This is a genomic window from Marinomonas rhodophyticola, assembly GCF_026113935.1.
GTDB classification, from domain to species: Bacteria; Pseudomonadota; Gammaproteobacteria; order Pseudomonadales; family Marinomonadaceae; genus Marinomonas; species Marinomonas rhodophyticola.
This window is the reverse complement of sequence record NZ_JAPEUL010000009.1, coordinates 630,418-645,045: the sequence shown is the minus strand read 5'-3', so window position 1 is coordinate 645,045 and position 14,628 is coordinate 630,418. Positions and strand designations below refer to the sequence as shown.

20 protein-coding genes and 1 pseudogene are annotated in these 14,628 nt (G+C 43.7%); 10 read left to right on the top strand and 11 right to left on the bottom strand.

The window, feature by feature from the left end:
- Positions 1-322: 322 nt before the first annotated feature.
- The 3 genes from ONZ52_RS17670 to ONZ52_RS17660 all read right to left on the bottom strand — a co-directional run bounded on the left by ONZ52_RS17670 (position 323) and on the right by ONZ52_RS17660 (position 1,862).
- Complete coding sequence (locus ONZ52_RS17670; protein ID WP_265220001.1) at positions 323-745, bottom strand: organic hydroperoxide resistance protein; 423 nt, start codon at positions 743-745, stop codon at positions 323-325.
- 138 nt (positions 746-883) lie between these two features.
- A complete protein-coding gene (locus ONZ52_RS17665; RefSeq protein ID WP_265220000.1) occupies positions 884-1,318 on the bottom strand; it encodes a MarR family winged helix-turn-helix transcriptional regulator in 435 nt (144 codons plus the stop codon).
- Between the two features lie 82 nt (positions 1,319-1,400).
- Complete coding sequence (locus tag ONZ52_RS17660; protein ID WP_265219999.1) at positions 1,401-1,862, bottom strand: Lrp/AsnC family transcriptional regulator; 462 nt, start codon at positions 1,860-1,862, stop codon at positions 1,401-1,403.
- Positions 1,863-2,069: 207 nt separating this feature from the next.
- Here ONZ52_RS17660 and ONZ52_RS17655 point away from each other — a divergent pair, with 207 nt between their 5' ends.
- Both ONZ52_RS17655 and ONZ52_RS17650 read left to right on the top strand, forming a co-directional pair.
- Entirely contained in the window at positions 2,070-2,948 is an 879-nt protein-coding gene (locus ONZ52_RS17655; RefSeq protein ID WP_265219998.1) for a DMT family transporter, read from the top strand.
- 9 nt (positions 2,949-2,957) lie between these two features.
- Positions 2,958-3,248 carry a putative quinol monooxygenase gene (locus tag ONZ52_RS17650; RefSeq protein WP_265219997.1) on the top strand — a complete coding sequence of 97 codons (291 nt, stop codon included), beginning with the start codon at positions 2,958-2,960 and terminating at the stop codon, positions 3,246-3,248.
- Between the two features lie 88 nt (positions 3,249-3,336).
- Here the strand turns inward: ONZ52_RS17650 and ONZ52_RS25460 are convergent, their stop codons facing one another.
- The 3 genes from ONZ52_RS25460 to ONZ52_RS17640 all read right to left on the bottom strand — a co-directional run bounded on the left by ONZ52_RS25460 (position 3,337) and on the right by ONZ52_RS17640 (position 4,680).
- Positions 3,337-3,519 (bottom strand): ferritin-like domain-containing protein, encoded by a 183-nt coding sequence (locus tag ONZ52_RS25460; protein ID WP_428981186.1) that lies wholly within the window; start codon positions 3,517-3,519, stop codon positions 3,337-3,339.
- Between the two features lie 13 nt (positions 3,520-3,532).
- Positions 3,533-3,808, bottom strand: coding sequence for a Dps family protein (locus ONZ52_RS25455; RefSeq protein WP_428981185.1), 276 nt, complete (start codon positions 3,806-3,808; stop codon positions 3,533-3,535).
- A 284-nt stretch (positions 3,809-4,092) separates the two neighbouring features.
- Entirely contained in the window at positions 4,093-4,680 is a 588-nt protein-coding gene (locus ONZ52_RS17640; protein WP_265219996.1) for a DJ-1/PfpI family protein, read from the bottom strand.
- A 217-nt stretch (positions 4,681-4,897) separates the two neighbouring features.
- On the opposite strand from ONZ52_RS17640, the gene ONZ52_RS17635 reads away from it, so the two are divergent.
- The 3 genes from ONZ52_RS17635 to ONZ52_RS17625 all read left to right on the top strand — a co-directional run bounded on the left by ONZ52_RS17635 (position 4,898) and on the right by ONZ52_RS17625 (position 7,382).
- The gene (locus ONZ52_RS17635; RefSeq protein ID WP_265219995.1) at positions 4,898-5,509 is read left to right on the top strand and encodes a glutathione S-transferase family protein; all 612 of its coding nucleotides are present in this window, start codon (positions 4,898-4,900) and stop codon (positions 5,507-5,509) included.
- A 276-nt stretch (positions 5,510-5,785) separates the two neighbouring features.
- On the top strand, positions 5,786-6,538 hold the full coding sequence (locus tag ONZ52_RS17630) for a methyl-accepting chemotaxis protein (RefSeq protein ID WP_265219994.1): 753 nt from the start codon (positions 5,786-5,788) through the stop codon (positions 6,536-6,538).
- 46 nt (positions 6,539-6,584) lie between these two features.
- A complete protein-coding gene (locus ONZ52_RS17625) occupies positions 6,585-7,382 on the top strand; it encodes a methyl-accepting chemotaxis protein (protein WP_265219993.1) in 798 nt (265 codons plus the stop codon).
- Between the two features lie 82 nt (positions 7,383-7,464).
- Here the strand turns inward: ONZ52_RS17625 and ONZ52_RS17620 are convergent, their stop codons facing one another.
- From ONZ52_RS17620 to pspA, 5 genes and pseudogenes are all read right to left on the bottom strand, one after another.
- The gene (locus ONZ52_RS17620; protein ID WP_265219992.1) at positions 7,465-8,454 is read right to left on the bottom strand and encodes an MbnH family di-heme enzyme; all 990 of its coding nucleotides are present in this window, start codon (positions 8,452-8,454) and stop codon (positions 7,465-7,467) included.
- A gap of 356 nt (positions 8,455-8,810) precedes the next feature.
- A complete protein-coding gene (locus tag ONZ52_RS17615; RefSeq protein ID WP_265220329.1) occupies positions 8,811-9,134 on the bottom strand; it encodes a hypothetical protein in 324 nt (107 codons plus the stop codon).
- 7 nt (positions 9,135-9,141) lie between these two features.
- Positions 9,142-9,255: pseudogene (locus ONZ52_RS17610) on the bottom strand (PspC domain-containing protein); the annotation flags it as partial.
- Between the two features lie 51 nt (positions 9,256-9,306).
- Positions 9,307-9,555 carry an envelope stress response membrane protein PspB gene (pspB, locus tag ONZ52_RS17605; RefSeq protein ID WP_265219991.1) on the bottom strand — a complete coding sequence of 83 codons (249 nt, stop codon included), beginning with the start codon at positions 9,553-9,555 and terminating at the stop codon, positions 9,307-9,309.
- 37 nt (positions 9,556-9,592) lie between these two features.
- Entirely contained in the window at positions 9,593-10,264 is a 672-nt protein-coding gene (gene pspA, locus ONZ52_RS17600; protein ID WP_265219990.1) for a phage shock protein PspA, read from the bottom strand.
- 215 nt (positions 10,265-10,479) lie between these two features.
- Here pspA and pspF point away from each other — a divergent pair, with 215 nt between their 5' ends.
- The 5 genes from pspF (at position 10,480) to ONZ52_RS17575 (ending at position 14,627) form a co-directional block, all read left to right on the top strand.
- Positions 10,480-11,490 carry a phage shock protein operon transcriptional activator gene (gene pspF / locus ONZ52_RS17595; protein WP_265219989.1) on the top strand — a complete coding sequence of 337 codons (1,011 nt, stop codon included), beginning with the start codon at positions 10,480-10,482 and terminating at the stop codon, positions 11,488-11,490.
- 233 nt (positions 11,491-11,723) lie between these two features.
- Positions 11,724-12,575 (top strand): ABC transporter ATP-binding protein, encoded by an 852-nt coding sequence (locus ONZ52_RS17590; protein ID WP_265219988.1) that lies wholly within the window; start codon positions 11,724-11,726, stop codon positions 12,573-12,575.
- A 12-nt stretch (positions 12,576-12,587) separates the two neighbouring features.
- Positions 12,588-13,571 (top strand): ABC transporter substrate-binding protein, encoded by a 984-nt coding sequence (locus tag ONZ52_RS17585; RefSeq protein ID WP_265219987.1) that lies wholly within the window; start codon positions 12,588-12,590, stop codon positions 13,569-13,571.
- Positions 13,568-13,876, top strand: a complete 309-nt coding sequence (locus ONZ52_RS17580) for an iron ABC transporter permease (protein ID WP_265219986.1) — start codon at positions 13,568-13,570, stop codon at positions 13,874-13,876. Before ONZ52_RS17585 ends, ONZ52_RS17580 begins: the two co-directional genes overlap by 4 nt.
- A complete protein-coding gene (locus tag ONZ52_RS17575) occupies positions 13,857-14,627 on the top strand; it encodes a FecCD family ABC transporter permease (protein ID WP_265219985.1) in 771 nt (256 codons plus the stop codon). Before ONZ52_RS17580 ends, ONZ52_RS17575 begins: the two co-directional genes overlap by 20 nt.
- The last annotated feature ends 1 nt before the right edge of the window (position 14,628 follow it).

Genomic DNA, 14,628 nt, shown 5'->3' with positions numbered 1-14,628 from the left:
AACAGGCACTCAATCATTCAAATCTTATGTATTAAGCGTGACAATAAAGTGAATTTGCCACGCGTCATAAAAAAGAAAAGAGTTAAGGTAGAGTAACGAAACACACAAAAGGAATATAATTCGCGCCATCAGGGCAGAGAGAATGAAATTTACTCTCAGAAAAACGAGCCATGAATATGTACTCAAAAGTCCGTTTTGAAGATGCTTCCTTAGCCTAACCTTTATGGAGATTACATTACTTTACATAGTCTTCATAGTAGGTTTTACAGGCATTTTGAGTACATTTTAACAAATACTGATCTATCTCTATCTTTGACGTATTTTACTTGATCGTGAAGTTCACATCGATGTTGCCACGTGTTGCATTGGAGTATGGGCATACTTTGTGAGCGGCTTCAATCAACTGTTCAACCACGTCTTTTTCAAGTCCTGGTGCGTCTACTTCCAAATCCGCACTGATGGTAAACCCTTCGCCTTTGGTGTTTTCACCAATGCCGATGGTCGCTGTCACACTCACGTCGTTTGGAATTTTAACTTTTTGCTTAGACGCCACCAATTTGAAAGCGCCAATAAAGCAAGCAGAGTAACCTGCGGCAAACAACTGCTCTGGGTTAGTACCTTCACCGCCCGCACCACCCAATTCTTTTGGCGTGCTTAGAGCAAGATCCAATTTATTATCAGATGAGATAGAACGACCATCACGGCCACCAGTTGATGTTGCTGTTGCGCTATAAATAGGTTTCATAATATTGCTCCTTAATGACATCATTGATAAACATTATTTATTTAATAGTTATCGCGATAACAATAATATTAAAAATAAAGGCTCTGTAAAATGAGCCTATGGATTTATGTTATTGCAATAACTATTATTACGCAACCCCTATTTTGTCAATTTCTTACGCAGCGCCACCAGCTGCTCACGTAAAGCCACTACTTCATCCATACCAATTCCGCAGGCTTCTGCCACACAACGGTTCACTTGCAAACCTTGTTCACGTAGCTGCTCGCCCTTCTCTGTGAGACAAATACTCAAGCTACGATCATCGTCCACTCCACGCAATCGCTGAACCAGACCATCCGCTTCCATACGCTTAATCACTGGTGTTAATGCGCCAGACTTTTGTCCCAACGCATCACTAATGTGCTTCAAACTCACACCATCCTGTTCCCACAGAATCAGCATCACCGTGTATTGCGGGTAGGTTAAACCAATGGCAGACAACGGCTCTTTGTAGAACTGAGTCATCGCTAAAGAAGTGGAGTACAGCGCAAAGCACAATTGGTTATCGAGTAATAAGGGATTGTCAGAATTCATAAGCTCTCATTGATAGTTACGCGAACAGTTATAGCGATAATAATTCGGAATTCTACCTTTTTTTGTACACTAACAACACACCTCACACCAACAAACGTCGAGTCACTGGCGTAGATTTCACAATCGCGGTATTGGTGTCCGCCAACTCAGATACTCGGTCTAGAATTGGGTCAAGCTCACTGATATTCTTTAAATACAAGCGTGCCACGTAGCAGTCTTCCCCTGTGACTTTGTCACATTCGACAAACTCAGGAATCGAGCGAATCAAGGCCTCTAAGGCTTTTAATTTACCAGGGAGCTGACGCATACGCACAATCGCCATTAAACTATATCCAAGCACTTTAGGGTTCACTTCCACTCGATAGCCAGAAATCACGCCACTTTCTTCTAATCGCTTGAGTCGTTCATTAACGCTGGGGGCGGTCATTCCAACAGTACGAGCCAACTCGCTTACTGGTGTTCGTGCATTCGCGTAAAGCAGTTCAATTAACTTTGTATCAATGCCATCTAAAACACATTCTTCTTTTTTAAGGTTATTTCGCATTTTCACCTCCGATACATACAGTACTTTGCTGTATTTATCTCTTTTTGTATCTGCCAAAGTCAGGCTTTCAGCTTTATTCTATCCACCATAGAACACTTCCTCTTTAAAAGGTACTCACCGGAGCGCTTTAAATCAGAGGACACTACGAGGAGTCGGCAATGAATCGTTCCAGCAATACTATCGGCAGTATCGAAGCTCATTCTAGCCATGATACTGTCTGGCACCATCGGCTATTTTGTTATCAGTTCAGGTCAAGCTTTTTGGAATGTGGTGTTTTTCCGCTGCGTCATCGGGGCGATTGTTCTAGGTGGCTATGCTTATTATGCGGGATTCATTCGTCGAGAATACTTCCAGCCTAGCGTCTTGTTGATGATTATTTTGGGCGGCATTACTTTAGTAGGTAACTGGATATTTCTGTTTGCCTCGTTCAATTACATTCCCTTCTCTATCGCCACTGTGGCTTACCATATGCAGCCGTTATTTTTAGTACTAACAGGTGCGTTAATCACCAAAGAGAAGCTGTCTGGCAGCTTATTGTTTTGGCTCGCCTTGGCGTTTATCGGACTGTTTTTAATCGTAGAACTGGATCTGAACGAGATAAGCGCACTCTTCTCAGGTGAAGCAAGCAGCGACGGCTCTTCTGCATTATTTGGCTTATTACTCGCTTTGGGAGCCGCACTACTTTATACCGTGACCACGCTTGTGACGAAAAAAGTCAGCCAAGTGCCCTCCACTTTTGTGGCGTTGATACAGGTTATCGTGGGTGTTTTTATGCTCCTACCCTTTGCCGATTTTGACAATTTACCGACGCAAACCAGTCAGTGGATCGATCTCTTGATTCTCGGTGCCGTTCTCACAGGGTTTATGTACATTATTATGTACGACAGCTTTCAAAAATTACCCACCAGCTTGATTGCCTTGCTGTCGTTTATTTATCCGATCACGGCTTTGTTCGTCGACCACTTTGCCTTTTCTACACACGTTAGCCTAACGCAAATACTTGGTGTCATACTGATATTACTGGCAGCGAGTGCGGTGAAATTTAATTGGGCCTTTTCACGACATAAGAGCGAAAAAGTAAAATAGGAAAAAATCATGTCAAAAGTAACCCTCAGCGGCCATATTGAAGTGCCAACAGAAGATCTCGATTCAGTGTTAGCAGAACTGCCAAACCACATTGCGCTGACCCAAGCCGAGGCGGGCTGTATGACGTTTAAGGTCACTCAGGACAGCGGCAATCCACAGCGCTTTGAGGTGTATGAAGAATTCACTGACAGAGCCGCATTTGAGAGGCATCAAACCAGAGTGAAAGCATCTTATTGGGGTGAAGTGACAAAAAATATTGAACGATTTTATAGCATCACAGATCATTCCGTTGAGCAATAAAAAACCAGCGCCGAGTAACAACGCTGGTTTTAAAGATGAGTTGTAAATCTATCGCTTTAAGCCTCAAGGCTTAATCACTTAATGAATGCTAAGCTTGGGTCGCTCTTAGCATCCATGCCGTTTTTTCATGCACTCGCATACGATCAGAGACCAAAGACGCGGTAGATTCGTCATCAGCCTCTTGCGCTACTTTCAATACTTTTCGTGCGGTTTTGACAACTTGCTCATGCCCTTTGGTTAAATATTTTACCATCTCAGCCGAAGTTGGCACCCCATCGACTTCCTTAATGGAGTCTCAATTCAGCAAAGGCTTTGTAGGTACCTGGCGCCGCAACGTCCAAAGTGCGAATACGTTCTGCAATATCATCAACAGCAAGCGCTAGCTCTTGATAGTGCTCTTCAAACATTAAATGCAATTCGCGAAATTGAGGACCCGTAATGTTCCAATGAAAATTATGTGTTTGCAGATACAAAGTATAAGTATCCGCTAAAAGACGCTTGAGCCCATCAGAAATCTCCGCTCTATTTCTTTTGCTTATTCCTATATCGATGTCGGTCATGTTATTACCTCATATTTAAAATTGTGATAACTCCTTCATGACCACTGCAGAATACAACGAACTGCAGTGCATCATTTATTTCAAGCTTTGCCAGTATTGCACACGATGCTGGGATGATCACCTGTGCTGGCGTATTTATATTATTACAGTAAAACAATCCGCTTCGAAACCCACGAATTTCTAGGAAACAAGGAGATAATAAGGGAAGAAAATGATTATTCTCTTAGAATAAAATGTTCATATATGAAGCCAAAGGCGGTATTTTTCTTACCATACACAAGCGCCTAAACAGCATTTTTTGTCCAATCAAAATCCATCTGTCGCGCGGTTTTTTCAGCGAGTGAAAGGCTATGAAGCCGACTCACAAGATGCAAACTCATATCGATGCCTGCCGAAATACCCGCAGACATGACCACATCACCAGCATCCACCCAACGCACACCGTCCACCACATCCAACGTTGGAAATTGCGCCCTTAAATCCGCAATGTCCTCCCAATGGGTAGTCACTTGTTGCCCTTGAAATAACTCCGCTTTTGCAAGTAAAAATGCCCCCGTGCAAACAGACGCAACCAAACTGGCTTGTTGAGCTTGTTGATGAATCCAGCTGATCACCTTAGGTTTGTGAATTTCTTCAGTGTGATCACCACCCACGACGATAAAGACATCAATCTGAGGATGATTGTGAAAACCATAATCCGGCATCACTTTATACCCCGCCCTAGCGACAATGGTGTCACCCGACTCACCGATTAGAAACACATTAAACGGTGTATCGTTTTGGCAAACACGTGAAGCGGTTGTAAACACCTCAAATGGGCCGGAGAAATCCAATACTTCCGCTTTATCATAAAGATAAATACCGACATTCATACGTTAGACTCCTTTGAAAAGACACACTCAATGTATAGGCAAATTTTTCTCATTAAAACACACTATACGCCATTATCACCCAATCACCGCTTCCATCTGGGCTTCTCTAACCTTCTTCCATTTATCAAAATTCGTTATGCCTGCCATCAATTTAATTGGCTTTTTTCTGCTGCTTGCTTGGCGCAATATCAGACTATCAACTAAAAAGGAAAGATTTATGATTCTGCACGATTTTTTACCCTCTGGAAACGGCTATAAAATCCGTTTGTTATGCGCTTGTTTAGGCCAGAAAATAACATTGAAACAATATGACATTACCAAAGGAGAAACGCACACAGAATCCTTCTTGGCGATGAATCCAAACGGTAAAATTCCGGTATTGGAATTAGATGATGGACAATGCTTGAGCGAGAGCAACGCAGTACTTCTGTATCTTGCAGAACAACACAAATCTGCCTTGTTACCGATCGACCCAATCCTGAGAGCTAAAGTCTATAAATGGTTATTCTGGGAACAATACAGCCATGAACCTAACATTGCTTCGCCGCGTTTTTGGTTAACTCACAACGCTATGACAGAGCTAAAACAACTAATGTTGCCAGATCGCATTCAACAAGGTTGCGCGGCGTTAAAACAAATGGAAGAGACGTTAGCCACGCAAACGTACTTAGTCGGAGACACCATCACGCTAGCGGATATTTGCTTGTTTCCTTACACCCATGTGGCGGAAGAAGGCGGCGCTTATCAATTGTCTGAGTATCCTAATATTCAACGCTGGATTAAACAGATTGAAGCGGTGGATTGGTTTATTCCGATTACACACAGCTGATGCCACGTTACATCCATACGCTTATGCACAACACGTATGACGTCTAAACGTGTGGATGCCACCTAGTTAAACCTTGTTTTTTCCCATTATATTTTGCTTAAAAAAAACACTTCAAATTGTTTTCCTAACTACTTGCACATTTCAACCCTGAGTGCCATTTTTATAAACGACGCTATTGTCTTATCCATGTAGTTCCTAGATATAAAGACCGCTGTATAGCACGGAAGAAGTTATCAATATTTGATTATCAAACATTGTTTTATCAAGGATTATTTCATGAAGATATTTCGTACCATTCGAGGCCGCTATACTCTCGCGTTTGGCGGTTTAGCACTGATCTTTTTAGTGGTTGTGATCTCAACCGAGGCATTGGTTCATTATTTACAAAATAGCATGGGCAAGTACGCTTCTGGCGCGTCGTTAATTCAGAACGCTGATAGGGATTTGTACCAGTCACGCTTAGCGCTATCGACGTTTCTTTTTGCTCATGAAGCGCAGTCAAAAGAGGACGTATTACTCAATGCACAGCAAGCCTTTGATCGAATGCAGCAATTTAGACTGCTCACAGGGGATATCACTGAAATCACCAACTTATTGGCAAAGTTTGAAGCCACTTACCAGCATTGGTTCTCCAACACGACAGAGATAATGGACCAAAATAATGATGTCGCCATGATGCGGTTTATCGATGAGAACCAAACCGCTTTCATCAACTTACGCAGCTTGTATGATGAATCTGAAGGTCTTATTGGCAAATATGCCACCCTTGAAAGACAGACAATCAACGAATACACCAATCGCTTCAAGCTCATAGTTGGTGTATTGGCTATAGGCGTTCTACTGCTCAGCATCTCGCTGGCTTGGTTTGCGCCACGCAATATTTCCAGAGCCATTAAACAAGTCACCTTTGGAGTTCGACAAATAAGCTCTGGCGACGGCGATTTAACCCGCCGTATTAACAGCACCAAACTAGATGAAACAGGTGAATTAAGCCGCGAGACTCGACAGTTTTGTCGCCCGTCTTGGTAGTTTAATTGGGCAAGTACGTTATGGCTGTGAGCACATACGTCAAGAAATGTCTCACTTAGGTGAGTCGGCTTCATCATCTGCAAACCTTAGCGAACGGCAAAACCAAGCACTTGAATTCATCGTCACGGCAGTTGAGGAAATGGGCGGCGCCACTCGAGAAGTCGCGCAAAATGCCGCTAATACAGTAGCTGAAGTGGAAGAATTAAACCGCTCAGCCGACAAGGGCGTCATGCAACTGGATAATGGCATTGCACAGTTAGACCGCCTTTCAACACAAATCCAGCAAGCTGCCATAGTCATCAATCAACTATCTGACCGCTCAGATCGTATCGCTTCAGTCTTAGATGTCATTCTAAGCATTTCGGAACAAACCAATTTATTGGCCCTAAACGCGGCAATAGAAGCCGCAAGAGCGGGCGAACAGGGTCGTGGATTTGCTGTTGTCGCCGATGAGGTGCGCAACCTCGCCAGTAAAACCCAAGCGTCAACCGAAGACATTCAATTCATGATAAACGATCTACAATCTGGGGTTCGCAACGCGGTTTCCTCCATTAAAGAAAGTGTCGAGATGACACAAGTCAGTGTGGAGCTATCCCACAAAACCATGAATTCTATCGCGATTGTAAAAACATCAGCAGGGCGCATTTATGATTTTACAGCCCAAACCGCCAGCGCCACGGAAGAGCAAAGTAAGGTGACGGATGAAATCAATGAAAACCTATCCAATCTATCTGCAATGTCTAAAGAGGTAATGAATATATCCAAACGTATCAGCCATTCTGTTCATGAGACCCTAACCAATTCAAATGAGCTAGCCGGACAAGTAAAGCGTTTCACTGTATAATACTTATGAAAATTGAAATATTAAAACCATCGAAATATGACGATCAACTTCATCATTTCGATGGTTCTTTATATTTTTCACGCTATCTAAAAGGCGTCGTATAGTGCGGATTTTCAATAAACATCGTATCTGTCAGGCTATTCAAAAAAGCAATTAACTGGCGTTTTTCAATCTCTGTTAACACAAAGGGGTGTAATTTTTCAGAGATCAAAGGAGACGCTTTACCTTGCTGTGCAGCACGCCCACCAGCAGCGTAATGATCCAGCACATCTTCTAATGTTGCGATAGAACCATCATGCATGTAAGGGGCGGTTTTCGCGATATTGCGCAAGGTTGGCGTTCTAAACCGTCCTCGATCTAATGCATTTCCTGTGTGTTCATACAAACCTTGATTACCTTCTGGATACGCACCTTGTCCGTCTAGATTATAAAGCCCGGTATTATGAAAAACAGGAGCTTGCGTCGCGTCGGAAAAATGTACCCCCGAATGACAAGCAGAACACCCAACTCTGTCACTCATAAACAACGCTTCCCCTTGTTTCGCCTCCTCACTCATGGCGCTGTCATTGTGATTGTACTTGTAGTCATCGTAAGGGGATTGATAGCTTATTAAAGTGCGTTCAAAGGAAGCTAACGCTTTAGTAATGGTATCGAAGCTAATTGGGGGATTTTGATTAGGAAATGCTTTTTGAAATAAATCTGGATAAATAGGATCTCGCTGTAAAAACAAAATTACTTTACCTTCTTGGCCCTTGGTATCCATTTCAATAGGATGAGTACCAAAGATAGGAACCTTTGCTTGATCTTCTAAACGAACTTCATGAGGGTTTGCCCAAGTCAGCGTTTTCATATAGGCCACATTCACAATCGCCATGGCATTCCGGCTATGAAACTGTCCTGTAACACCAACAGAAACAGGTCTTTGCTCTGAAAATGAATGTTCAGGCATATGACAAGTAGAGCAAGACATATAGCCCGGCCCAGACAAATTGGCATCATAAAAGAGACGCTGGCCGAGTGTGACTTTCTCAGCCGTCATAGGGTTCTCAGCAGGTACTGGTGGAGGGACCATCCATTCAGGCAGTCTCCGGTGTACTCACCAGCATGACTCCAAGAAATACAAGTCAACAATATCAATCCCAAAGCAAGATGCTCAACGTGGAATGAGAAATAGCCACATTTAACCTTCACCACATCTCCTAAGAATTTTTGTTTCAAATATAAAGCCGCTTTGATAATAAGCGCCCTAGGCTATATAAACTAACAGCAACAGGAATATTCAATAACAAAACTAGCAGGCAATCCATCGCCACAGCCAATACAAAAGCGAAGACCGCATCCAAATATAGGCATACATTTCCCAACAACAAGAGAAAAAAAGAAACGTTTATCTGCATGGCAAATCCTCCCTATGTCATAAATTAAAGATTAGTCCCTAAGTTTTGAGAATTCACGATCTAGATCGAATTTTTTAGATGTAACATGTCGTTCTATTTCGGACACTCGCCTTGTTGCATCATCCAATTTTTCTTTAGCACGACGCAATCTTAAGTTAGCACTATCAGCGTACTTGAACATTTTCTTTGGTCGGTAACTTTGTTGACGCTCATCGTATTCATATTCGTACCCGTTCTCGCCACTTGGTCGAACATCCAAAAACCACCACAGCGCGATATAAGCAATCACTACAAAGCTGCCGAGAAATAAAACCGCCAAAGGTAAAAAGGCGAACGACCCATGTATCCACATCAAAATGGTCTGCTAGGCCGGCACACACGCCCCCAAAATAACCTTTTTCTTTATTACGATATAAATTCAAATCCCAACCATGAGACTTTTTGGCTCTGATACTTTCCTTTATTTTATCTTTCATCATTGCATTCCTCTTACCGAGCTAATCTTTTGTGAACAAACCACCCGAAGATCATCGGTATTCATCATTATCTCTATTACGCCAATCAGGACTTTCCACATCTAAAATTTTTTCTAATGCTTGTACGCGATCGGTCAATTTATCCGCCTGCATTAATAAAGACTCTAATTCGCGCTTATCACCTTCACCCAACCCTTTTACAGCACGGTTCTTACTTCGGTAATGCAATAGCAACCAGATAGGCGCCACTATCGACATAAAAATGATGGTGGGAACAAACAAAAATACAGCCATACTCATAGCACAATTCCTTTTTACACACTGACACAAATTCAGCTTAGTTGGTCTTAATCATTTTCTCTTTCAAACGAGCCAACTCATCATTGATATCGTCATTTTCTGCCAAAGCGTCAATTTGTGACTTCAAATCTGCTTTTGGTTGCATGCCGATATCCATAGATTCAAGTTGACCTTCTAAGCTATCAACACGACGTTCAAAGCGTTCAAATTTCTCAAAAGCATCATCTAGCGCTTCTTTATGATTCTGGCGTTTTACGCGTATACGGCTTTCTACACTGGATTGGCGTAACAGCATGGCTTTTTGTTTGGCTTTGGCATCATTCAATTTGATTTGTAGCTGCCCGACTTCTTCATTCAAATGCTCAAGGTGTTCATCCAAAGCAGACAATTCTTCCTCAATCGCATCCGCATCTTTTTCTATCTGTTGTTTTTCTGACAACGCTGCTCTAGCTAGGTCTTCACGCCCTTTATTGATTGCCAACATGGCTTTGCTTTCCCACTCTGTGGCTTCGCTGCGCATACGCTCCAAACGTCGCCCTGTGGTTTTACGATCGGCAATCACACGAGCAGAACTAGAACGTACTTCCACTAATGTTTCTTCCATCTCTTGAATCATCATTCGGATCATTTTTTTGGGGTCTTCGGCTTTATCCAACAACGAGGTTAAGTTGCTATTAATAATGTCCGTCATTCTTGAAAAAATACCCATAATTTATCTCCTGTTTCCTATGCAATTAATGACTTTCCTCTCTTGCTACTACAGCATTCGTGCCAAAATCAGTAAGCCAATGATTATTAAGATATTATTTATTTTATAGCGCTATCACCCCAACCTTTAGTGGCGAAAAAAACTATTTATTGGTATTTTAAACCACACAATTTTGGCAAATTAAACCAACCACATTAAGAACAATCGATACGCTTATGAAAAATAACCAAAGAGTCATTGGTAGCTCTCAAGCACTGGCTGATGCACTTGATCATGCCTCAGTTCTAGCGGAAATTAATCGACCTATCTTAATTTGTGGTGAACGAGGCAGCGGCAAAGAACTCATTGCAGAACGATTACATTATTTATCACCGCGTTGGGACCAACCTTTTATTAGCGTCAACTGCGCCGCTATTAGTAACAGCTTGATGGAAAGTGAATTGTTTGGTCATGAAGCAGGGGCTTTTACTGGCGCTACCAAAGGATATCAAGGTCGCTTCGAACGTGCAGACGGCGGCACCTTATTCCTCGACGAACTTGGCACCATGTCATTACGAGTACAAGAGAAACTGTTACGGCTAATTGAATATGGTGAGTTTGAACGCCTTGGCAGTGCAAAAACTCAACGAGTTGACGTTCGCATTGTCGCGGCAACAAACGCCGATTTGCAGGATCTGAGTGAACAAGGTGTATTTCGCGCAGACCTACTCGACCGCCTTACCTTTGATGTCATTCAAGTCCCGCCATTACGGGATAGAAAAGAAGACATAGAAGAGTTAGCCAATTTTTTTGCCATGAAACTTAGCACAGAGCTGGGCTGGGAATATTTCCAAGGGTTTAGTCCTGAAGCCCTAACGTCATTAAAAAATTATGATTGGCCGGGCAACATCCGAGAACTAAAAAACGTCATTGAACGCTCGGTTTATCGCTGCGGCTTCCAAGCCGACCCTGTCGATAAAATCGTAATCAATCCTTTTACTCGTGCAAATGAAGAAGCAAGCGACAGCCTCATCAATAAACACGCCGTACAGACAGAAACCATAGAATCAAAGTCGACTGGCTTTTCCCTTAATTCTTCTTTGGGCTTGAAAGAGCAGACCTTTCAACTGCAACAATACTTAATTCTGCAAGCTCTTAATGAAAATCAACACAACCAACGACTCGCCGCGCAATCATTGGGACTCACTTATGATCAATTTAGAGGTTTGTTCAAAAAGCTCAAATAACCTCTTAGTTATTTGAAAAAAATCTTGTTTCACTGTATTCAATTCACACATGTGAAGATGAAAATTCACCAGTCAACAAGCCTTGTTGCGCTCGACGTGCTTCCGTATAGTTCGTGCTTTATCCCATCAAAATTCTACTCTGTGGTTTTTTCGCCATTGCAGAGAAAGAGTAAGTGATGAAAATGCGATATAATGTTACATTATAACAAACCAATGACGGACATTGATTCACCTTGATTAACCCAACCGCCTTAACGGCCAAGAACCACGATCATAAAGACGATTCATCTTACTCGTTTTTTGCCGACTGCCAGCCTGCCAGCATACAGCTGAAGGACGTTGCGTGGTCTCCTTACCGTAACAAGCCATTGCTAAAACCCATCACGATCGAAGTTCATGCAGGTGAGTTTCTGGCCATTGTCGGACCTAACGGATCAGGAAAAACCAGTCTATTGCGCTGTCTTTACCGCACTAATAAACCAAGTAGCGGAACGGTTTTACTCGATGACAAAGACATTTGGTCTTTGTCGCCACGCCAATGCGCTCAACGTATCGCGACGGTTTTACAAGACACTGGCGGCGAATTTGGCCTAAGCGTTTTTGAAATGGTGGAAATCGGCCTAACGCCAAAGTCCCTTGTGTGGGGCCGCTCCGACCAAGATTTCCAGATCGTCGAAAGCGCACTAACTTTGGTTGATGCCGCGCATTTAGCTGAACGCTCTTTTGGTTCTTTGTCCGGCGGCGAGCGTCAACGAGTGATGATCGCCAGAGCCCTAGCACAACGCCCTGATGTATTGGTTCTCGACGAGCCAACCAATCATCTAGACATTCGCCACCAACTTGATGTCCTCACTTTACTGTCAAAACTGCCTTGTACCATTATTGTTTCTTTACACGATTTAGCCCTCGCCTCCGCTTATGCTGATCGAGTACTAGTGATGCAAAATGGTGAAATGCAGGCCTGTGCACCGGCTAATGACGTTTTTACCCAGCAACGCATAAAACAAGTATTTGATGTGGACACCATCATTGATGAGCATCCCATTACACAACGCCCAAGATTCTCTTTTTATATCAATGATTAACAGGACAAATTCATGACAACGAGTGTTACTACAAACATCAAACACACATCATTACTCGTTAGTGGCGCATTGTTAGGTTTTTTACACACAGGCTTAGCGAGTGCCTCTGAGTACCCTGTCACCGTACAAAGCTGTGACCGCCAAGTTACCTTTAATCAAGCACCAAAAGCGGCCGTATCAAACGACGTCAACTTAACCGAGATGATGCTGGCCCTTGGCCTGCAAGATCATATGGTCGGCTTTACTGGCGTATCTGGCTGGAAAACCTTAGATCCAACATTGCGTAATGGCATCGGCGAATTACCTGAACTGTCACCTAAATACCCCAGTAAAGAAGTGCTTTTGGGTGCTGATGCGGACTTTTATTTTGCGGGCTGGAACTACGGTATGCGAGTGGGTGGTGGCGTTACGCCTGATACCTTGGCGCCCCTTGGCATCAAGGTATACGAATTGACTGAAAGCTGCATTCATATCATGGACAAACCGAAAGTCTCCATGAATGACCTTTATGTAGATTTGCTCAACCTAGGTCGTATTTTTGGTAAAGAAGAGCAAGCCCAATCCTTGGTAAAAGGTTATCAACAAGACCTTGAGAATTTCCAAGCTGATCTAGCGCCATTAAAAACAGCACCGAAAGTCTTTGTTTACGATTCCGGTGAAGAACAACCCTTTACCTCCGGTCGCTTCGGTATGCCGACCGCCTTGATCGAAGCCGCAGGCGGCAAAAACATCGTCGACGACGTGCAAAAAAGCTGGACTCAAATTGGCTGGGAAGCCGTTATTGACCGAGCACCAGAGTTTATTATTATCGTTAATTATGGCGACGTTACCGCAGAGCAAAAGATCAACTTCTTGCGCAGCAACCCAGCTTTTAAAAACATTCCAGCAGTGAAAAACAATCACTTCGTGGTATTAGAATACGTCGAGGCCACACCGGTACCTCGCAACATAAATGCGATCAAACGCTTAGCCGAGGCTTTTAGAACGGCGTTATGAAATCTACCAATAAACAACTCACCATCATGGGGCGCGTTCCCCTGCCCGCACTGTTAATTTTGCTGAGCATTTTGCTGTTGTTATTAATGGGCGTGGCGATTGGTGTTGGGTCTGTGCCTATTAACCAGTCCACCGTGTGGAGTGTGATTGGTCACAAATTATCGATCACCAATACACCGCCAAACTGGTCGATGGGACGCGAGAATATTATCTGGGCCGTGCGTTTACCGCGCACCTTGCTAGCCGCCATGGTGGAGCTCCGCCTTAGCCATTGTCGGAGCCGCGTTGCAATCCGTCACTCGTAATCCTCTGGCGGATCCGCATTTGTTAGGCGTGTCATCTGGCGCGGCACTGGGCGCGATTATCGCACTGTTGCATACAGGCATGATTCTTGGCGTTGTCACCGTACCTGTCTTTGCTTTTCTGGGTGCTTTGTTTGCCATGTTTCTGGTCTTGGCGGTAGCGAACTTTTCGTCGGCGCACAGTGCAGGTCGATTGATTCTAGCAGGCGTGGCCGTGGCCTTTGTACTCACGGCCTTGGGGAATTTATTCATCTTTATGGGCGATCATCGCTCGTCTCATACGGTGATTTTCTGGATGCTCGGCGGCTTAGGACTGGCGCAATGGGGACAGCTTTGGTTTCCGCTAGTAACGCTCTTACTCGGTTCCGGCTATCTGATCTACAACGCTCGTTATCTTAATGCCATGACTCTTGGCGATGAAAGCGCCAGCACATTAGGGGTTCCGGTCGAGCGATTCCGTCTAATTGTGATTGTTGTCTGCGCGCTACTGACTGGCGCGGCGGTTGCGTTTTCTGGTGTCATCGGCTTTGTCGGCCTGATGGTGCCGCACATTGTGCGTTTACTGGTTGGTGGCGATTACCGCAAAGTCTTACCTTTGTCGGCTTTGATAGGCGCTCTTTTTCTAGTTACTGCTGACATTGCTTCCAGAGTTCTTATTCCCCCTGAAGACATGCCCATAGGCATCATCACAGGACTCGTTGGCGGTATCGCCTTTGTCTTCCTGATGCGACAAAAACGTAACGTCTCGATATAAT